Annotated in this window: 16 protein-coding genes; 9 read left to right on the forward strand and 7 right to left on the reverse strand. The window is 59.7% G+C overall.

What is annotated here, in order from left to right:
* Nucleotides 1–15: 15 nt before the first annotated feature.
* From ACIX8_RS15050 to ACIX8_RS15060, 3 genes are all read right to left on the reverse strand, one after another.
* Nucleotides 16–1,770 carry a GWxTD domain-containing protein gene (locus tag ACIX8_RS15050; RefSeq protein ID WP_014266215.1) on the reverse strand — a complete coding sequence of 585 codons (1,755 nt, stop codon included), beginning with the start codon at nt 1,768–1,770 and terminating at the stop codon, nt 16–18.
* Between the two features lie 114 nt (nt 1,771–1,884).
* The gene (locus ACIX8_RS15055; protein ID WP_014266216.1) at nt 1,885–2,847 is read right to left on the reverse strand and encodes a tyrosine-type recombinase/integrase; all 963 of its coding nucleotides are present in this window, start codon (nt 2,845–2,847) and stop codon (nt 1,885–1,887) included.
* Entirely contained in the window at nt 2,844–3,797 is a 954-nt protein-coding gene (locus tag ACIX8_RS15060; RefSeq protein ID WP_014266217.1) for a tyrosine recombinase, read from the reverse strand. The genes ACIX8_RS15055 and ACIX8_RS15060 overlap by 4 nt, the downstream gene beginning before the upstream one ends.
* Before the next feature lie 214 nt (nt 3,798–4,011).
* On the opposite strand from ACIX8_RS15060, the gene ffh reads away from it, so the two are divergent.
* The 3 genes from ffh (at nt 4,012) to ACIX8_RS15075 (ending at nt 6,219) form a co-directional block, all read left to right on the forward strand.
* Nucleotides 4,012–5,394, forward strand: coding sequence for a signal recognition particle protein (gene ffh, locus ACIX8_RS15065; RefSeq protein ID WP_014266218.1), 1,383 nt, complete (start codon nt 4,012–4,014; stop codon nt 5,392–5,394).
* 65 nt (nt 5,395–5,459) lie between these two features.
* The gene (locus ACIX8_RS15070) at nt 5,460–5,738 is read left to right on the forward strand and encodes a UPF0175 family protein (protein ID WP_014266219.1); all 279 of its coding nucleotides are present in this window, start codon (nt 5,460–5,462) and stop codon (nt 5,736–5,738) included.
* A 10-nt stretch (nt 5,739–5,748) separates the two neighbouring features.
* The gene (locus ACIX8_RS15075; RefSeq protein ID WP_014266220.1) at nt 5,749–6,219 is read left to right on the forward strand and encodes a hypothetical protein; all 471 of its coding nucleotides are present in this window, start codon (nt 5,749–5,751) and stop codon (nt 6,217–6,219) included.
* Between the two features lie 25 nt (nt 6,220–6,244).
* Here ACIX8_RS15075 and ACIX8_RS15080 read toward each other — a convergent pair whose 3' ends face one another.
* Complete coding sequence (locus ACIX8_RS15080) at nt 6,245–7,801, reverse strand: carboxylesterase/lipase family protein (RefSeq protein ID WP_150110615.1); 1,557 nt, start codon at nt 7,799–7,801, stop codon at nt 6,245–6,247.
* 395 nt (nt 7,802–8,196) lie between these two features.
* Between ACIX8_RS15080 and ACIX8_RS15090 the strand changes: the two genes are divergently transcribed.
* A complete protein-coding gene (locus tag ACIX8_RS15090) occupies nt 8,197–9,294 on the forward strand; it encodes a YeiH family protein (protein WP_014266223.1) in 1,098 nt (365 codons plus the stop codon).
* Nucleotides 9,295–9,717: 423 nt separating this feature from the next.
* The gene (locus ACIX8_RS15095) at nt 9,718–10,374 is read left to right on the forward strand and encodes a peroxiredoxin-like family protein (RefSeq protein ID WP_014266224.1); all 657 of its coding nucleotides are present in this window, start codon (nt 9,718–9,720) and stop codon (nt 10,372–10,374) included.
* Between the two features lie 23 nt (nt 10,375–10,397).
* On the opposite strand, the gene ACIX8_RS15100 is transcribed toward ACIX8_RS15095, so the two are convergent.
* Nucleotides 10,398–11,090 carry an alpha/beta fold hydrolase gene (locus ACIX8_RS15100; protein ID WP_014266225.1) on the reverse strand — a complete coding sequence of 231 codons (693 nt, stop codon included), beginning with the start codon at nt 11,088–11,090 and terminating at the stop codon, nt 10,398–10,400.
* Complete coding sequence (locus ACIX8_RS15105; RefSeq protein WP_014266226.1) at nt 11,087–11,506, reverse strand: hypothetical protein; 420 nt, start codon at nt 11,504–11,506, stop codon at nt 11,087–11,089. Before ACIX8_RS15105 ends, ACIX8_RS15100 begins: the two co-directional genes overlap by 4 nt.
* 200 nt (nt 11,507–11,706) lie before the next feature.
* Between ACIX8_RS15105 and pgi the strand changes: the two genes are divergently transcribed.
* The 4 genes from pgi to ACIX8_RS15125 all read left to right on the forward strand — a co-directional run bounded on the left by pgi (nt 11,707) and on the right by ACIX8_RS15125 (nt 17,401).
* Entirely contained in the window at nt 11,707–13,338 is a 1,632-nt protein-coding gene (gene pgi, locus ACIX8_RS15110; protein WP_014266227.1) for a glucose-6-phosphate isomerase, read from the forward strand.
* A 212-nt stretch (nt 13,339–13,550) separates the two neighbouring features.
* Nucleotides 13,551–14,411 (forward strand): IclR family transcriptional regulator domain-containing protein, encoded by an 861-nt coding sequence (locus tag ACIX8_RS15115; protein WP_014266228.1) that lies wholly within the window; start codon nt 13,551–13,553, stop codon nt 14,409–14,411.
* A 207-nt stretch (nt 14,412–14,618) separates the two neighbouring features.
* A complete protein-coding gene (locus ACIX8_RS15120) occupies nt 14,619–15,707 on the forward strand; it encodes a hypothetical protein (RefSeq protein WP_190273670.1) in 1,089 nt (362 codons plus the stop codon).
* Nucleotides 15,708–15,880: 173 nt separating this feature from the next.
* The gene (locus tag ACIX8_RS15125; protein WP_014266230.1) at nt 15,881–17,401 is read left to right on the forward strand and encodes an MBOAT family O-acyltransferase; all 1,521 of its coding nucleotides are present in this window, start codon (nt 15,881–15,883) and stop codon (nt 17,399–17,401) included.
* 282 nt (nt 17,402–17,683) lie between these two features.
* Here ACIX8_RS15125 and ACIX8_RS15130 read toward each other — a convergent pair whose 3' ends face one another.
* On the reverse strand, nt 17,684–18,382 hold the full coding sequence (locus ACIX8_RS15130) for an HAD family hydrolase (RefSeq protein ID WP_014266231.1): 699 nt from the start codon (nt 18,380–18,382) through the stop codon (nt 17,684–17,686).
* Nucleotides 18,383–18,439 lie beyond the last annotated feature (57 nt).

Genomic DNA, 18,439 nt, shown 5'->3' on the forward strand with positions numbered 1-18,439 from the left:
TGCTTCATCTTATTTCTACTGCTCCACGGTAAATGGTGCGGACTCCGCAATGTGCTGCTGCGAGATTCCGTCATTCACCTTGATCGTTACCTGGTACTTGCCCGGTGGCAGACTGGCCAACGGCATCGTCTTCTCCAGAGTCAACTGGTCTGCATTGGGGTTCAGCTTCGACGCCGACTCCTGAGAAACCAGAACCTGTTTGTTGGTCGCAAGATCCAGAACCTGGTACTCAATGGTTGCGTCGTTCTTCTTGGTGCTGTCCGAGATGCCCAGGTTATACACCTGCATCCAGAAGTTGAGGTTCTGTCCGCGATGGAAGGTTACCGGCGTAGAGATAGTCGCCGGAACGCGCGGGATGACCTTCGTGTTTCCGATGACAAAGTTGCCCGTGCCTACATCCTTCGTGGGCACCCGCTCCATCGAACCCGCCAGGATCAACGATGACGCGGCTAACCGATCATCGTCATACTTCGGAACCAGAACGCTGCGCCGCCAGACACCCACGTGGTCGGCGTTGTTGTCGTCCTTGATAGCAATCTCGATCTTGTAGTTGCCCGGAGGCAGCGGCAACGCCTTCCAGTACACCTGAAGGCCGTTCTTCGTCTTATCCAGCAGGTCGGCAGGGGTTTCCACCGTCACCGTGTCTTCAAACGTTTGTACGATATGGTGGGTCATTGTGCTCACGCGCCCACGAATATCCACGACACCACGAGCGTCGCCATCCTTAGTGTTATAGGTAATGTCGCTATTACGAATCTGCAGCGTGATCGGCACCATGACCGTGTCATTGGTCAGCTTCACATAGTCGGTCCGAACGTCGAACAGGAAGGGCGGACCAGTCAGCACTTTGGCCGTACCCAGAAACTCATCCAGATCGGCAAACTTCACAGGAGGCGGCGCCATGATCTTGGCGAACGTGTCCAGGCGATCGAACTGCTTGCCCTGGTTGCTGGAGGCCATGGGACCATCACCCAGCTGCTCCAGACCACCACCGCTGAAACGATCAGCTTTGGTCGACTTGCCCATCTGCTCATAGAGCGTCTGGCCAGCACCGGGGACGTTCTTCAAGGCGTCCTTCTCCGAACGATCGATCGTAGCGTGATAGTCGCCGCACATGCAGGTATCGACGAACTCGATGTCGATATTGTCACCCACATTGGACAGATACCGGTAGTGCCACACTTCGAAGGGATAGGTCGACGTATTGCCGCCGCCCTCTTCCATCGGGCGGTCATAGTTGCCGCCGGAAGGATGCGAATCAATGCTGTCCGGCTTGCCGTAAGCAATATAGATATGGCCGCGGTCGGTCATCCAGCCGGGTTTGCCGGCGGCAAAGTGCTCGTTGGCATAGGCGATGCGCGCATAGTGCTCATCGCGAAACTCATTTTCAGGCGACTCGGGATTCGGGTTGCGACGCAGCCAGAATTGCTCGATGAACTGATCGCGCTCTTCATCGTTGGCGAGTCCCTTGAAGGCTCGGGCCTCTTCGTCGGTGATGATCCACCGTACATCCTCATTCAGCCACTGCTTGTACTCACCCTTAAGTTCCTGTCTGGTGAGTTCGCGGCGCTTCTTTTCCTGGCTGTCGCTCAATCTGCGCTTCAACGGATCGGGCTTTTCCTCGATCGGAGGCGACTTCACGACGGTACCACTGCCATCCTGTAAAACCTGTTGATCAGGCTGTGCCGGCGCCGTCTGCGCGTGTGCTCCTGGGGCCATACCTGAGAGCGCCAGGATCGTTATCGCAGATAGAAAAAATCGGACTTGCATGGGTGCCGGCTCCTTGAGTTAAGACCCCACCATTCTATGCCCCGCCACCCCCCTTTCACAAGCGACGCGCACAACCCCTGGCCGGGGTTTCGCATCTGGGCCAGCTCGGCTCATCTAGCGGGCACGCGGATGCGTCTCTTCATACACCCTCTGCACCTGCCCGACCGTCAGTTGCGTGTATCGTTGCGTGGTCGAAAGCCGCTCATGCCCGAGCATCTCCTGGATTGCTCGCAGGTCCGCGCCCTCCTCGAGCATGTGCGTTCCGAACGCATGGCGCAGGGTATGGGGATGTACATCGGCGGCAAGGCCCCGGCTCAGGGCAATGCGCTTGACGATGCGTCCGACACTGCGAGTCGTCAGCCGGCACGCGCCGCGCATGCGCAGGTTCATCAGCAGTGCGCCGTCATGCACCAGCTTCGCCTTCCCCGCCGCCTCAAGCCGCGCCTGGCGCTGGGGCAGATAGGCCCGAATCGCTGCCGCCGCCTCATCGCCCAGTGGAACCAGCCGCTCCTTTTTCCCCTTGCCGAAGACCCGGATCGCATCGTCGTGCCAGTGAATGCTTTCGAGGTTCAACCCCACAAGTTCCGAGTTGCGAATGCCGCAGCCATACAGCAGCTCAAAGATGACGCGATCGCGCTCCGGCCACGTCGCGGCCTCTTCTCCATCCTCCCCCTTCGTGCCCGCACTCATTGAGTTCAGAACGCGGTTCAGCTCTTCCATCCCCGGAACCCTGGGAAGATGCTTGGGCAGCTTCGGAGTACTCACCAGCGACGCTGGATTCGCCTCGACAAAGCCCGACTTCGCAAGCCACTTGAACCAGCTTCGTACCGCCGCCAGCGCCCGCGCCGCACTGGCCTTCGTCAGCCCCTTGTCATAGAGGACTGCCAGATAAGCCCGGATGTGCGTGTGCTCCACGCTGCGAATATCCGCATCTTCGCCCAGCAACTCGCCAAGAAAATCGGCAAATCCACGAACCTCGCGCGAGTAAGCCCGCAGCGTGTGCTCAGACGCACCCCGCTCATCGCGCATCATCGCGAGAAAACTCTCTGCCAGCTCATGAAAGTTACGTCTCTTCACGATGCCCTCTCTTGTAGAGGAGTGGAATGGACCTTCGCCCGCGGATGATGCAACCGATGCACCTGCTTCAACCGGTCGATCGCCAGATGCGTATACACCTGCGTCGTCGCAATGTCCGCATGCCCCAGCAGTGTCTGTACGGTGCGCAGGTCCGCTCCATGCTCGACCATGTGCGTCGCGCAGCTATGGCGCAGCTTATGCGGACTGGCATGGGAGTTCACACTGCGCACCATCTGCCATACTTTCTGCGTCGTCAGAGGATTGCCGCGCACGGAAAGAAACAGCGTCCGCTGCACCCCTGACTTCGAGCGCATCAACTCCGGTCGTCCGCGCTGCACATACGCCTCCAGGGCCTCAATCGCCGAGCGCCCAATCGGCACAATGCGCTCCTTGTCTCCCTTGCCGCGCACCTGCACACTCGCCGATTCAAGCCGCAGATCTTCCTGCCGCAGCGAGACAATCTCTCCCACGCGCAGCCCCCCGGCGTACAGCAACTCCAGAATCGCGTGGTCGCGCAGTGACGCTCCATCCGCCGCATCGCTCCGAGCCGCAACCCCGGTACGCTCCAGCATCTCGTTCACTTCAGTCTCGGCAAGGCTCTTGGGCAGCACCTTCCAGCTCGATGGCGACTCGATATTCACCGTCGGATCGTGAGGAATGCGCTTATCCATCAACAGCCAACGGTAGAACCCGCGCAGACAACTCAACTTACGCGCCACGGAGCGCGATTCGATACCATGCTCCCGCAGATGCTGCATAAATCCGCTGACGCTCTCCTGCCGCGCCGTCAGCAGCGTTGCGTTCGCCCCCTCCAGGAACTCCGCAAACATCTCCAGGTCCCGCTGATAGGCCTCGCAGCTCAGCGGACGCAACCCTCGCTCCACGCGAAGATGCGTCATATACTCGCGCAGCAGACTGGCAGCGTTGATCGTTGGCGACGGCAAAGGCATACCTTTGATTCTTGCTCTCCACGAGGCCCAGCGCCAGCCCCCTGAACCACGCTTGCCAAGTATCCACACCAACCCACCCTTTGTGATACAAGGCCATTGCCTTTGTTTTTCTTGTTGTCATTCCCGCAGGGAATCTGCTTCCCGAATCACCACAACCGCACAAGTAAGGCAATAAACGCCAGAAGCAGATTCCCCACTGGTAAACTTAACCTCTATGTTTGAGAACCTCTCCGAGAAGCTGCAACGCTCCTTCAAGACCCTGCGCGGCCAGGGCACCCTCACCGACGAGAACATCAACGACGCCCTGCGCGAGATCCGTCTCGCCCTGCTCGAGTCCGACGTCAACCTCAACGTCGCCAAAGACCTCATCGAGCACATCCGCACCAAGGCCCTCGGCTCCCAGGTCGCCACCGCCCTCTCGCCCGCCGAGCAGATCGTCAAGATCGTCCGCGACGAGCTCGTCGAAGTTCTCGGCCGCGACACCGCCCGCTTCAAGTTCGCCTCACAGCCGCCCACCGTCATCCTCATGGCCGGCCTGCAGGGCTCCGGTAAGACGACCACCTCCGGCAAGCTCGCCCAGTGGCTCAAAAAGGGCGGCCACCGCCCCATGCTCGTCTCGGTCGACGTCTATCGTCCCGCCGCGCGTGAGCAGCTCAAGGTCGTAGCCCAATCCATCAACGCCCAGATCTACGAGGGCGACACCAAGGGCGAAGCCGCCGGTACTCCGCTCGTCGAGCGCCTCGCCCGCGAGGCTCGCCGTGAAGCCGCGAACTACGGCTGCGACATCCTCATCGTCGATACCGCCGGCCGTCTCGGAATCGACGAGGCCCTCATGGAGGAGATGGCGCTGCTCAAGAAGCAGCTCAATCCCTCCGAGATTCTCTTCGTCGCCGACGCGATGACCGGCCAGGACGCCGTCAACTCCGCCAAGGCCTTCAACGACAAACTCACCATCACCGGCTCGATCCTCACCAAGATGGACGGCGACTCACGTGGCGGTGCGGCGCTCTCCATCCGCCAGATCACCGGCCAGCCGGTCAAGTTCCTCGGTACGGGCGAAAAGTCCGACGCCTTCGAACCCTTCCACCCCGACCGCATCGTGGGCCGCATCCTCGGCATGGGCGATATCGCCACGCTGCTCGAACGCGCCGACGAAAAACTCGACAAGACCAAGGCCGAAGCCTTCGCGAAGAAGGCGCTCTCCGGCGATGGCTTCACCCTCGAAGACTTCCGCGAGCAGCTTCGCCAGATCAAGAAGCTCGGCAGCATGCAGTCGATCCTGAAGATGTTGCCCTCCGTCGGCCCCTTCGCGGGCATGCAACAGGCCGCGGCCAACGTCGATGAGAGCCAGTTCACGCGCGTGGAATCGATCATCAACTCGATGACCAACAAAGAGCGCCAGAACTCGTCGATCATCAACGGCAGCCGCCGCAAACGCATCGCGATGGGCGCAGGCGTCCAGGTCTCCGAGGTCAACAACCTCCTGAAACAGCACGCCCAGATGAGCAAGATGTTCAAGACCATGGGTGCTGGCGGAAGCAAGATGCAGCAGCGCCTCATGAGCCAGATGCAGGGTGGGCAGCGGTTCGGAAGATAAGGTCACAATGGCACTAACTGGACGATAGGCTTCAGATCTGAAGCCCCAAATGCTATCGTTATGCCATGCAAGTGACCATCGACATTCCGGACACTCTTGCCGCCCAGCTCTCAGCAGCGGGCAAGAATCCCTCACGGGCAGCTCTTGAAGCCCTGGCCGTCGATGGTTATCGCACCCGGCAACTATCTGAAGGCGAAGTCCGCACGATGTTGGGATACGAAACCCGCATGCAGGTCCACGAATTGCTCAAGGAGCATGGAATCTATCTCAATTTTTCTGTCGAAGATCTTCAGCAGGATATAGAGACTTCCGACAGACTTTTCGAACGATCAACTGCAGCATAAATCTCCCCAGATGATCGTCGTTGCCGATACAAGTCCCCTGAACTATCTGGTGCTCATCGAGCATATCGATGTTCTTCCTAAGCTCTATGGCTCGGTTGTCATACCGATAGCCGTCAGAGAGGAATTGCTCGTTCCGCTCGCCCCACAGCCTGTAAGACGTTGGATCGAGAGCGCTCCCGACTGGTTGGAAGTTCGCGATTCTGGCGCCATCACTCTGAGCTTTGATCCCAAACTTGATGCAGGAGAGCGCGAAGCTATTACGTTGGCGCACGTTCATCGAGACAGCTTGCTACTTATCGATGAGGCTCTCGGCCGACAGGAAGCCCGGCATTTTGGCATCGAAATTATCGGCACACTCGGCATCCTCCGCTACGCACATCTGCGAGGTCTTCTCGATCTAAACGAGGCAGTAAAGAGTCTACAGACGACCACATTTCAAGCCTCTCCTTCTCTCATCAAGTCCGTGCTTGCATCTGTTTAGACGACTGAAGCAATAGGCGCCTGTCTCACAACACCCCATCCCAAAACCGCAACTCCGCCTCCTGCGGCTTCTCTTCCACTCTGCTCTGCGTATCCAGAACCATCGTCTGCCGCGCCCCATTGACATACTGCGGCCACTCCGGAAACCCCGGCGCCCCTGGTGTCTTCCCCTGGATAAACGCCACCCAGGCCTGGTGCATCTGCTTGGCCAGCGCCGCCTCCGCAGCCGCATTGTCGATGTCCCGATTCGGCTTGTCCCACGCCAGTCCCAGGTCCTCCGAGTGGTATGCATAGCTCTTGAGCCTGCCGCTGCTCGGCGCAAAGTCCAGCCGATACATCCACGCGCTTCCACCGCCGCGAACATGAGCATCCGCCACGCGCATCGACGGCACCCAGTACTCCTCCGCCGTCAACGCACGAATCCGTAGCCGCTCTTCGTTCATCTCCGGATACAGCGCCTTGTACTTCGCATACACCGCCTGGAACCGTTCCAGCGGCACATTCCCCAGGTCGGCCGCGGTCGCATCGTGCGCCGGATGCGGCCCCACAAACAGCGCGCTCTCATCGCGATTGGTCCCGATCAGCAGTCGCTTCCCGCGCGTCGATCCACCTGCCGAACCACCTGCGATCGTCTCCACCGGAAGCTTCGGCAACAACGTGCCATCGATCTCTGTGCGCAACGGAAAGTGCTGCGGCCAGCTATCGATAAAGCTCGTCTGCGCCGTCATCAACTCCGTCGCCGAAGCCGTCTTCAAACCGGCAGCCCCACGCGCACCCCACACGTCTCCAAAGCCCTTCGCCACCGCCGTTGCATTCGACGCAGGCCACACGCGCTCCGCTCCGCCGCTCTCCGAGATCATCTGATGGAACAAGCCCTGCGCCTCCGGCACACCCATCAGAATGTCTGTCAGCTTCGCTCCCGCGGACTCACCACCCAGCGTCACCCGTGCAGGATCGCCGCCAAACGCAGCGACGTTCTCCTGCACCCACTCCAGCGCCAGCATAAGGTCGCGCAACGCATTGTTGCCCGAGCCGGCATACTCCGCCCCCAACAGCGGCCCCATATTCAGGAACCCCAGCACGCCCAACCGGTAGGTGACAGTAATACAGATAATCCCCTCGCGCGCGAATTCGGTGCCATCGAAGATTGGGGCAAACGAGTTCCCGCCCGTAAAGCCGCCGCCGTGGATCCACACATACACCGGCAGACCCGCACCGCTCTTCGCGGCCGCGCCTTCCAGTGCCCATACATTCAGGTACAGACAGTCCTCACTCTTGCTGACCGCCGGATCGCCCGTCTGTATCGCCGCAGCCGCAAAGCGCGTCGCATCGCGCTCGCCCTTCCACGCAGCCTTCTTCACAGGAGGCCGAAAGCGCAGCGGCCCCACCGGCGGCTCGGCAAACGGGACACCGCGAAACACTCGCACCCCATCCGTACTCTCTCCGCGCAAAACACCGTTGGGAGTCCTCACCACACACGGCCCCGCCGTTCCCTGTGCAAACAGCCTGCGTCCCTGCAACGACAGCGCCACCATCGCGCTCTTTGCCAGAAACCCTCTGCGATTCATGCCACGTTCGATCATCCCGCCATTCTAGTGGGACAACTACCTGTAACACTCCTTTTATGTCCACAAAGCCCTGCTCCGTGGTACAAATAACCAACGCATGAGCACCCCTATTTCATCTTTCGCTGCTCTGCCCTCGCCTGCGCGTACGCGTTGTTGTTGTACAGGCCATAGCTGTCTGCGCTAAGCAACTGTCTGCGCTAAGCGCCCCTGCCCCACCCCAAAAATCCAGATCAGAACAGCCGCGGCCTTTTTCCATGCACCTTCGCTGCTGCTGTTAAGGAGCCATTCCATGCCGGCCAATTCCCGCCGCCTCTCGCCAGATACCTGGGCCGTTCTACTCTCACTCGGCCTCGCTCTCCTCATTCGCTTCGGCGTCCTCAAAGTAGTGCCCTGGTAGGAAAGGAGACCCCATGTCCACAAGCACCCAAACCATCCCCCAACCTATTGTCCAGACCGCGCCGGACTCCTCCACGAACCCGCTCGGCCTCATCCCCGGCTTGCTCCTGCTCGCCGCCGTCGGCTATGGCGGAAAGTTCATCGAGCAGTTCATCGCCCGCTACGGTAAAGTCCACCACCTGGTTCTGCCCAACATCGAGTACGTCCTCTGGGCCATCCTCATCGGCCTCGCCATCTCCAATACCGTCGGCGTCCCGGCAATCTTCCGTCGCGGCGTGGCCACCTATGAGTTCTGGCTCAAGACCGGCATCGTCCTGCTCGGAGCGCGGTTCATCCTCGGAGACATCGCCAAGCTCGGCGGCATCTCCCTCGCGCTCGTCTTCATCGAGATCGCCCTCGCCCTCACCTTCATGACCTACCTCGGCCGAGGCTTCAAGCTCTCGCCGAAGCTCGTCACGCTGCTCGCGGTCGGCAGCTCCGTCTGCGGAGTCTCCGCCATCATCGCCACCCAGGGTGCCATCGAGGCCGACGAAGAGGACTCCTCCTACGCTATCGCCGCCATCCTCGCGCTCGGAGCGGTCTCGCTCTTCATCTTCCCCCTCGTCGGACACGCGCTGCACCTCTCCGACCATGCCTACGGCGTCTGGACCGGCCTCGCCGTGGACAATACCGCTGAGACCGCCGCGGCCGGCGCGCTCTACTCCGACGCCGCCGGCAAGATCGCCGTCCTCACCAAGACCTGCCGCAACGCCTTGATCGGCTTCGTCGTCCTCGGCTATGCCATCTACTGGGCCTCCAAAGGCCAGGCCGCAAAGGTAGAAAATAAAGCCGCCTTCCTCTGGTCGAAGTTCCCCAAGTTCGTCCTCGGCTTCCTGCTGATCTCGCTGCTCGCGACGGTCGGGTTCTTCTCCAAGCCGCAACTGCTGGCCGTCGGCAACCTCTCCCGCTGGGCCTTCCTGCTCACCTTCGCGGGAGTCGGTCTCCGCACCAGCTTCCGAGACCTCAGCAAACAGGGCCTTCGTCCATTCCTCGTCGGAGCCATCGGTGAGGTGGTCATCGCACTCCTCACCCTCGGCCTCGTCTATGGCGCAGACCACGCCTTCCATTTGTAGCCAGTGACTTTATTAGCGGGCTGGAAGGGGATGCAACAGCAATTTTTAGGTGAGACAAGAACAGTAAGAAGCGACACAGCCCCCAGCCCCGCAGGGGCGGCTCCATCACAGCCCAGGGTGGAACTCTGGGTTACGGAATCACTATAAGAATCGAGCCCTGAAGGGGCGATCTATTGCGGGTGCATCGATAGATCGCCCCTTCAGGACTCTGCATTTTCTTAGCATCACAGCCCAGGGTTCCACCCTGGGCTGTGATGAAGCCGCCCCTGCGGGGCTAGGATTTGTGCGACACAATCGACTTCTGCTTCATCTCAGACAATTCAAAAAGTCACCGGTTCTCAGGATGACGCTTTTAAAGTGAGGTCAAAAACCACCTCGTCCCCCCACGCCACCATAGCTCCCGACCATCTACACTGGAAGCAGATGCCGTCCTCCGCCACGCCCCGACTTCAAGACCAGCTCGACACCATCACGGCGCAAACCCGAGGCCTCGTCCAGCCGGAACGCCTCGCCATCACCGACACCGCCGTGCAGGAGCTCCTCGCCACCGGCATCGAGTCCCGCATCCCGAGTGTCGGCACACAGGCTCCGGAGTTCGCCCTGCCCGACGCCATCAACGGCAAAACGGTACGATCCTCTGACCTGCTCGCCGTCGGCCCGCTCGTCGTGAACTTCTTCCGAGGCCGCTGGGACCCCTACTGCATGACAGAGCTCGAAGCTTGGCAGAAGCTCTACCCCACAGTCCGCGAACGCGGCGCTTTGCTGGTAGCGATCTCGCCGCAATCACAGCGGCAAAACGATTTCACCGTCCAGCAGCACAACCTGACCTTCCCCATCCTGTCCGACGCAGGCGCCCGCCTCGCCGAACAGTTCGGAATCACCTACGCGGTCCCGGAGCCCATGCAGCGCCACTACCGCTCGATCCTGGTGAACATCCCCTTCATCAACGGCGACGAGAGCTGGAGGCTCCCCCTCCCCGCGACCTTAGTGATCTCGCAGGCAGGAAAGATCCTCTTCAGCGAAGCCCACGCCGACCACCGCGTCAGGCCTGATCCAATGGATGTATTGGGAGTGCTCTAACCCAAAACCTCGCGGCAAACGGCTCACGCAAGTCCTTGCACAAACTTCATCACCACTTCCGCGCTCAGCACCGGCTCCCGCTGGAACAACAGATGCGGCCCATCCACTACCACCGTCATCTCCGGCTTGATGCTTCTTGCCACCTCCAGGCTCACGGGACCGACCATCTTGTCCTGCGCGGCCTGTAGATACAGGATCGGCACGTTGACCTTCGCCATCTCCGCGCGCACGTCGCATGTCAGCACATCGCGGGCACGGCCCGCCATGATCTCCGGTTCAACCCACGAAGACGCCGCCTGCACCGCGGATACCAGAGCAGACGAAGCCCCCGGCCCGGCCAGAAACATCTCAATGAAGAAACGCGGCAGCGGCAGCCAGAAGATGAACTGCGCCAGCGCCAGGGCAAGCGTACGCCGCCATCCCCATACCGGACTGGTGACAAACCCCGCACACAGCACGATTCCCTTCAAGTTCGGAGGATTCGTCGCTGCGTACAGGATCGCAAGAGGCGTCGAGAACGACTCCGCCACCAGGCAGAACGGCTTGTCTTCCGGGGCCGCCGCGCGCACGAACTCCAGCAGCCCCGGGTACCGCAACCGGCGGTCGCCCGGATAGTGCACTGCGACCGTATCGGTTCCCTCCGGCAACGCCGCTACAAAATCCCGGAACAACTCACCCGTTCCATCCATGCCGGGCAACAAGACGAGCTTCGTCACCGGCAAATACCCATGCGCTCAAACATTGCAATCCCCCTGGCCACCTTCTTCTTGCCCCGAAATACCGTGTACGTCATGGTCATGCGCCGCCCATCCTCCGTGACCACGAGGGTCTCCTGAATCGTCACAATCCCCTGCCTGCTGGCAGTTCCGGAGATCGTCTGGTTGTCGAGGCGTGTGTAGGCTATGGCGTCTGCCGCCGGTGACCCACTTACGGTATACGATTTGCCGTTGAATTTAGCTTCAATCTCAACGATCGTCGCATGGCCTCCCCCAAAGTCGATCTCCTCCCGCACACTCACCACGTCCCCCTCGCACTCGATCGTCTGCACCCACCTTCTCGGCCCCGGCGTATTCATCTTCGACAGCGCGGGCCGGAAGATCCAGCAACCCGTGAAGGGATCGACCTTATCCATATGCGTGTGATTTTAAGGCCTGCGGAAAAAAGAAAACGTCAAAATCGATTTTGCCTTTCGACGCCATCCTGATCACAGCATTCAGGACGACGAAAGGCTGTTCACTGCATATGACAACCTTCGCGCTCCTGGGGTTGTCATAAAGGGGTTGTCATAAAGCAGTGATCGCTCAATGTTCTAATAGCGACAGGAGAGATTCCATGAGTGAAAAGATAGCCCCTCTGACCCAGCGCCCAGCCTGGAAAGCCTTGACGCAGCACGCAGAAACCGTGAAGACGCTCCAGCTTCGCCAGCTCTTCAAGGACGACCCCGCACGCGGCACACGCCTTACCGCTGAGGCCGAAGGCCTCTTCCTCGACTACTCGAAGAACCGTGTCACCGACGAGACGCTGAGCCTGCTCACGCAGCTCGCCGAGCAGTCCGGCCTGAAGCAGCACATCGAGGCCATGTTCACCGGTGAAAAGATCAATATCACCGAGAACCGCGCCGTGCTGCACGTCGCCCTGCGCGCTCCCAAGTCCGAGTCCATCAAGGTCGACGGCGAAGATGTCGTTCCTGAAGTCCACAAGGTGCTCGACAAGATGTCCGGCTTCGCCGACCGCATCCGCTCCGGCGAGTGGAAGGGCCACACCGGCAAGCGCATCAAGAACGTCATCAACATCGGCATCGGCGGCTCCGACCTCGGCCCCGTCATGGCCTATGAGGCACTGAAGCACTACTCCCAGCGCGACCTCACCTTCCGCTTCGTATCCAACGTCGACGGCACCGACTTCGCCGAGGCCGTGCAGGACCTCAATGCCGACGAGACCCTCTTCCTCGTCGCCTCCAAGACCTTCACCACGCTTGAGACCATGACCAACGCGCACTCCGCGCGTGACTGGGCTCTCGCCTCGCTGAAGGACGATTCGGCGATCGCCAAGCACTTCGTCGCCATCTCGACCAACGCCAAGGCCGTTGCAGCATTCGGCATCGACACCGAGAACATGTTCGGCTTCTGGGACTGGGTCGGTGGTCGCTACTCGATGGACTCCGCCATTGGTCTCTCTACGATGATTGCCATCGGCCCGGACAACTTCCGCGCCATGCTCGCCGGCTTCCACGCGATGGACGTTCACTTCCGAACCACGCCCTTCGAGAAGAACCTGCCCGTGCTGCTCGGCCTGCTTACTGTCTGGTACACGGACTTCTTCGACGCCCAAACCGTGGCGATTCTGCCCTATGAGCAGTACCTCAAGCGCTTCCCGGCCTATCTCCAACAGCTCACGATGGAGTCGAACGGCAAGCACGTCACGCTCTCCGGCGAGCACGTTGCAACTGAGACCGGCCCGATCTACTGGGGCGAGCCCGGCACCAATGGCCAGCACTCGTTCTATCAGCTCATCCACCAGGGTACGCGACTGATTCCCTGCGACTTCATCGGCTTCTACAAGACACTCAACCCGCTCGGCAGGCACCACGACATGCTGATGGCGAACGTCTTCGCACAGGCCGAAGCGCTGGCCTTCGGCAAGACCGCCGAAGAGGTCAAGGCGGAAGGTGTCGCCGAGGCTCTGGTGCCGCACAAGGTGTTCGAGGGCAACCGCCCCTCGAACACGATCCTCGCCGACGTACTCACACCCGAGGTGCTGGGCAAGCTGATCGCACTGTATGAGCACTCCGTCTTTACCCAGGGAACGATCTGGAGCATCGACTCGTTCGACCAGTGGGGCGTAGAGCTCGGCAAGGTGCTGGCACAGAAGATCATCGGCGAACTCGAGAGCGCGACAGAACCGACACTCGCGCACGATACGTCAACCACCAACCTGATTCGCCGCTACAGAAGCAAGAAGTAATTACCGGAAAGAAAATGCAAAGGTCGCCACGGAATTCGTGGCGACCTTTGCGTTTTTACTCTGGTCAAAAGCCGTTGGAAAGAGACGCCATTTCCGTACCGCCTGGGGGAGAAATGGGGGAGATCTTGCGCTTATCCGCATCGTGCGTTTATCGTAGAGACAGGACGGCAATCGCACCATGTCGGTACGTGGCCCGTTTTTAGGAGGTTTCCGTGAACCCCACTCTGCCCGCGGCCACGCCAGCAGTCCCCGTTATTCCGTCTACCCCCGCTCCCAAAGTCAAGATCTCCCCTGCTACCGCGCTTGAGGTTTACACAGGCGACCCGAACTTTATGGCCTCGCTGGCTCGCGGCCTCGTAGTGATTCAGGCTTTTACCCCGCAGACACCGCAGATGACCATCTCGCAGCTCAGCGTACGCACCGGCCTCTCGCGCGCTGCCGTGCGGCGTTGCCTGTACACCCTGGTCAAGCTGGGATTTGCCGGCTCCGATGAGACCCAGCGCTACTCTCTGCGGCCCAAAATGCTGACCCTGGCTAACACCTACACCGCCTCCAGCACACTCGCAAACGCAGCGCAGCCCATTCTGGAGCGCATGTCGTCCACCCTGCACGAGTCCTTCTCCGTGGCCACGCTCGACGGCGACGACATCGTCTACATCGCGCGCACCAGCGTTACGCGCGTCATGTCAGTCGATCTGCACATCGGCTCTCGCCTGCCGGCGTTCTGTACCAGCATGGGCCGCGTCCTGCTGGCTTACCTGCCCCAGGACCAGCTTGAGCTCTACCTCTCGCGGGCTACCTTCACGCAGTTCACGCCGCGGACGATCACCTCGGCCGACAAGCTGCGGCTCGCACTCCGGAATGTCCGCCGTAACGGCTATGCCCTGGTGGACCAGGAACTGGAGATCGGTCTGCGCTCTCTGGCGGTACCGGTACAGGCTCCCAATGGACGCGTCGTGGCCACCGTCAATCTGAGCGGTCATGCTCCGCGCATGCCGATGCTTGAAATGCAGACGCGCTTCCTGACCCATCTGCGTGGGGCGGCAGCCGAGTTGAGCGTCTTTCTGCGCTAGTAACTCATTGATAAAAAACAATTTGGGAGCTATGTAATCTTATTGGCTAGTTCTTCGTCAAAGATCATAGTGGGTTGACTTACAGGCTTCTGCAATGAAGCCGTACGCTGCCCTGTTATGAAAACGACGCTGTCTACAGATTCGCCAAACCGGTCTTCCCGGTTAAGCGGACTTGTAGGTAGAATGATCCCACAAACCTTGGACCTCATGAGCTTGGCACTAGAGCTTCACGAAGCTGCGACGCACTTGCCTTCGACCGCCATCGGTCACCAGACAGGGCGACAGACCGCCGATCCAGCGATTCGCTACTGCATGCTGGTCGTGCTCCTTCCGCTATTGGCGATACCGGCGTTTATCTGCCTCGGCAAATCCGATTTCTTTCTTCACCATGGCGCCAGCGTCTGGGTTCAGTCCAATGACGCGATCTTCAACTTTCAAGATCGCAACTGCGACGTACTCGTCTATGGCGACTCCACCGCGATGACGGGTATCGACCCCGAGGTGGTGAACCGCGAAACCGGCTTCAAAACCTGCAACATCGCCGTGACCAACGCCGTTCTGGCCGTCACCGGAAACCTCACGCTCGACCACTATCTCAAACAAAACACACACCCTAAGGTGCTGGTCGTACAGTTGGCACCGGATGACTTCCAGCAGGAAAACCGTGTCTGGAGGCACACCATCTACGCGGAAGGCCTGCTTGAACTGCTGCGTCATGGATCACCCAGCGAAAGCCGCCAGGTCCTTTTGAGTCACCCCCATGAAGCCATTGCCTTTGCCGGCTATGCCGCAGGCTTCACAGCGTATTACGCAATTAAAGATGTTTGGTTCCGTACAACGCATCTTCGCGCGGAAGAAGACCAGATTCAGGTACGCAACGGCTTCTTTACTCCCCCCTCGCCGGCTCGAACGTACTGCGAATCGGCTGCCAAGCTCAATGAGCACTCCCATGGAGACTTTCCGCGCACCCTGGCGGATCAGTATCGGAAGGGCTATTCCAACCGCAGCGCCATCGTCCTGGTAGATGTCGCCCCGATCCCCTCCTGCGACGACAATCTCAAGGCCTACTCCTCACAGTTGGAAGGCATCACCAGCAACTCTCTGCAATCGTTGCCCATCGGCCTCTTCAACGATGGCCGCCACTATACGGCCTTCGGATCGCGCATCGTCAGCACCCTGGTGGCGCGCCAGGTCAACGAAGTCCTCCAGAAAAACCCCTATATTGACAACGACAACCGCAGCATTGCGTCACAGCCCAACATCCCTGAGTTTCACTCTGTTTCTCTGCAGCGTTAGAGCAGAATCCCTATCACTGTCCCCCGGAAAGAGCTGAGGAGTGACGCTTTTCCTGGGGAAAAGCGCCGTCTAGAGGATTGCCTTTGGGTATACCTATAGGGATTCTGCTCTAGTCTCGCGTAGGCCCCGGCCCGCTTTGATACCCTCGTCTTTTATTTACGCTGCGGCAAACAATGCTTTTTAACTCTTTCAAATTCATCTTCTGCTTTCTCCCCATCACCATGGTGGGATTCCACCTGCTCGGGCGCCTTGGACGCAGGCCCGTGATCGCGTGGCTTGCTCTCTGCTCAATCGTCTTCTATGCGGTCTTCAAGCCGGTCTTTGTCTTCTTCCTGTTGGGCTCCATCGTCGTCAACTACCTGGTTTCGATGGCCATTGCCTCGTCCGAGGAAGGAAGCTCGCGGCGTCGCCAATTTTTGACATTGGGCATCACGCTCAACCTGCTCGCACTCTTCTACTTCAAATATCTGTACAAGACGCTGCTGCTGATTCACAGCCTGCACCTGCCCGCTCCCGCCGCGCATCCGGTGCTTCTGCCCCTTGGAATCTCCTTCTTCACCTTCACCCAGATCTCGTATCTCGTAGATCTCGCGCAAGGACAGGCTGAGCGCCAGGACCTTCTCAGCTATGTGCTGTTCGTCACCTTCTTCCCGCACCTCATCATCGGTCCGATCCTCCATCACAAGGAGATGATGCCGCAGTTCGCGGTGGGACGACGCTTTCGCCTGGTGCCTGCGGACGTATCGCTGGGAATCACCTGGTTCCTGTTCGGCCTCGGGAAAAAGGTGTTGATCGCGGACAGGCTCTCAGGACAAGCCAGTCTCGCCTTTGCTCATGCCGGTTCGCAGTCCGCAGCCTCAGCGTGGACCGGACTCATCCTCTACACGATGCAGCTCTACTTCGACTTTTCGGGCTACTCGGACATGGCTTTGGGACTGGCGCGTATCTTCTCCATCCGCTTCCCGCTCAACTTCGACTCCCCGTACAAAGCCACCAGCGTGACCGAGTACTGGCAACGCTGGCACATGACGCTCACGCGCTACGTCACGCTCTATCTCTACAATCCGATCCTGCTGGGCGTGCAGCGCCGCCGCCTGGCGGCTGGGAAGAAGATCTCGCGCAAGGCTCTGGCGACCGTTGGCGGGTTCTCCGCGATGGTGGCCTACCCGACGATCATTACCATGCTGCTCACCGGACTGTGGCACGGCGCAGGCCTGCAGTTCCTTCTCTTCGGACTGCTGCATGGCATCTACCTGACGGCAAACCAGGCCTGGCGGCACTTCCGGCAGCGGCAGAAGGGCGTCACGGAAGAGCCTCCGACGGGACTTCTGCGTATGGCGCTGCGCATCGGCGTCTATCTGCAGGTCTCGCTCGCGCTCATCTTCTTCCGCGCGGATTCTCTGCATTCCGCCTTCGCCATGCTGCACGATCTCTTCGGCGGCAACGGGCGTGGACACATCGGCAATCTTCTGGACGGAGCCCTGGGGCTGGCGCTCTTCCCCATCGTCTGGTTCATGCCCAACACCCAGGAGATTCTCGGAGAAGAACCGCCGTCCTCAGCCGCGCCCAGTATTCTTCTGCCGCGTCTGCGCTGGTCTTCCAACATTGTCTGGGGCATTGCGATGGCGGTACTCTTCTTTGCTATCCTCGCCAATCTCGACCACACGAGTTCGTTTCTTTACTTCCAGTTTTGAGAGTGTCCAAAGGTTCGTGGCGTTGACATTGGCTTTTGCTTTTCTGGTTGTCATTCCGACCCTGAGCGTAGCCGAAGGGGAGCGAACCTGCTGTCTCCGGTTTTTGCCATTGTCGCCAGAAACATTGTGTGTCAGCTGAAGCCAAGCCTCAGTTCCAGATCGCTTGCTTTCTGGGTGATACGAACGAAGAACGGGAGACAGCAGGTTCGCTCGCTGCGCTCGGAATGACAACCAGAAAAGCAAAGGCAACAGCAAGGGCAAGGGCAAAGGCAAAGGCAAAAACTACAACCCGAGCACCGCTGGCCACTCCGAGGCATGTTCAACAAACGCATCGGGTTGTGCAGCAGCCAGAGCATGAGGCGACAAACCGAACCCACAGCCGAGAGTGCGAACTCCGCAGCTCCGTCCAGTGAGCACATCCACATCCGTATCGCCAATCATCACAATCTCATGGGCCTGTAGCGGCTGCTCGAGCCTTGCATTCGCTTCAGCGATGAGCGTCTGCAACCCTTGCGGATCGGGCTTCTTGGTGGGGAAAGAGTCGCCACCGTAGTTCTGGAAGAAGAACGGCTCAAGGCCCAGTTGCCTGCAAATATCGAGCGAAGGCCCTACCGGCTTATTGGTCAGCACAGCCATCAGGATCTGCGGATGCCGGCTGCGAATCTGTTCCAGCGAGGTCAGCACTCCGTCATAGACGACCGTGTTATCGAGCTTGTGCACACGGTAGTAGCTCAGGAAAAACTCGAGCGCTTCGCGCACCACGCTCTCATCGTGGGTACTGGCATCGAGGTCCCCGGGATCACCCAAGGCGCGGCGAACCAGCATCGCCGCGCCATCTCCGATGTAACTTGCGATCACTGCATTCGGCAAAGGAGGCTTGCCGAGGTGCTCCAGCATCGCATTGACCGAGTTGCAGAGGTCAAGCGAAGAGTTGATAAGGGTACCGTCGAGATCGAAGACCAGAAAACGTGGAACAGGCATGAACCTAGTTTAGGTTAGAGCGTGTCATCAAACCCACAGCTTCAAACTACGGATGAG

It is taken from the genome of Granulicella mallensis MP5ACTX8 (assembly GCF_000178955.2).
In the GTDB taxonomy this organism is placed as follows: Bacteria; Acidobacteriota; Terriglobia; order Terriglobales; family Acidobacteriaceae; genus Granulicella; species Granulicella mallensis.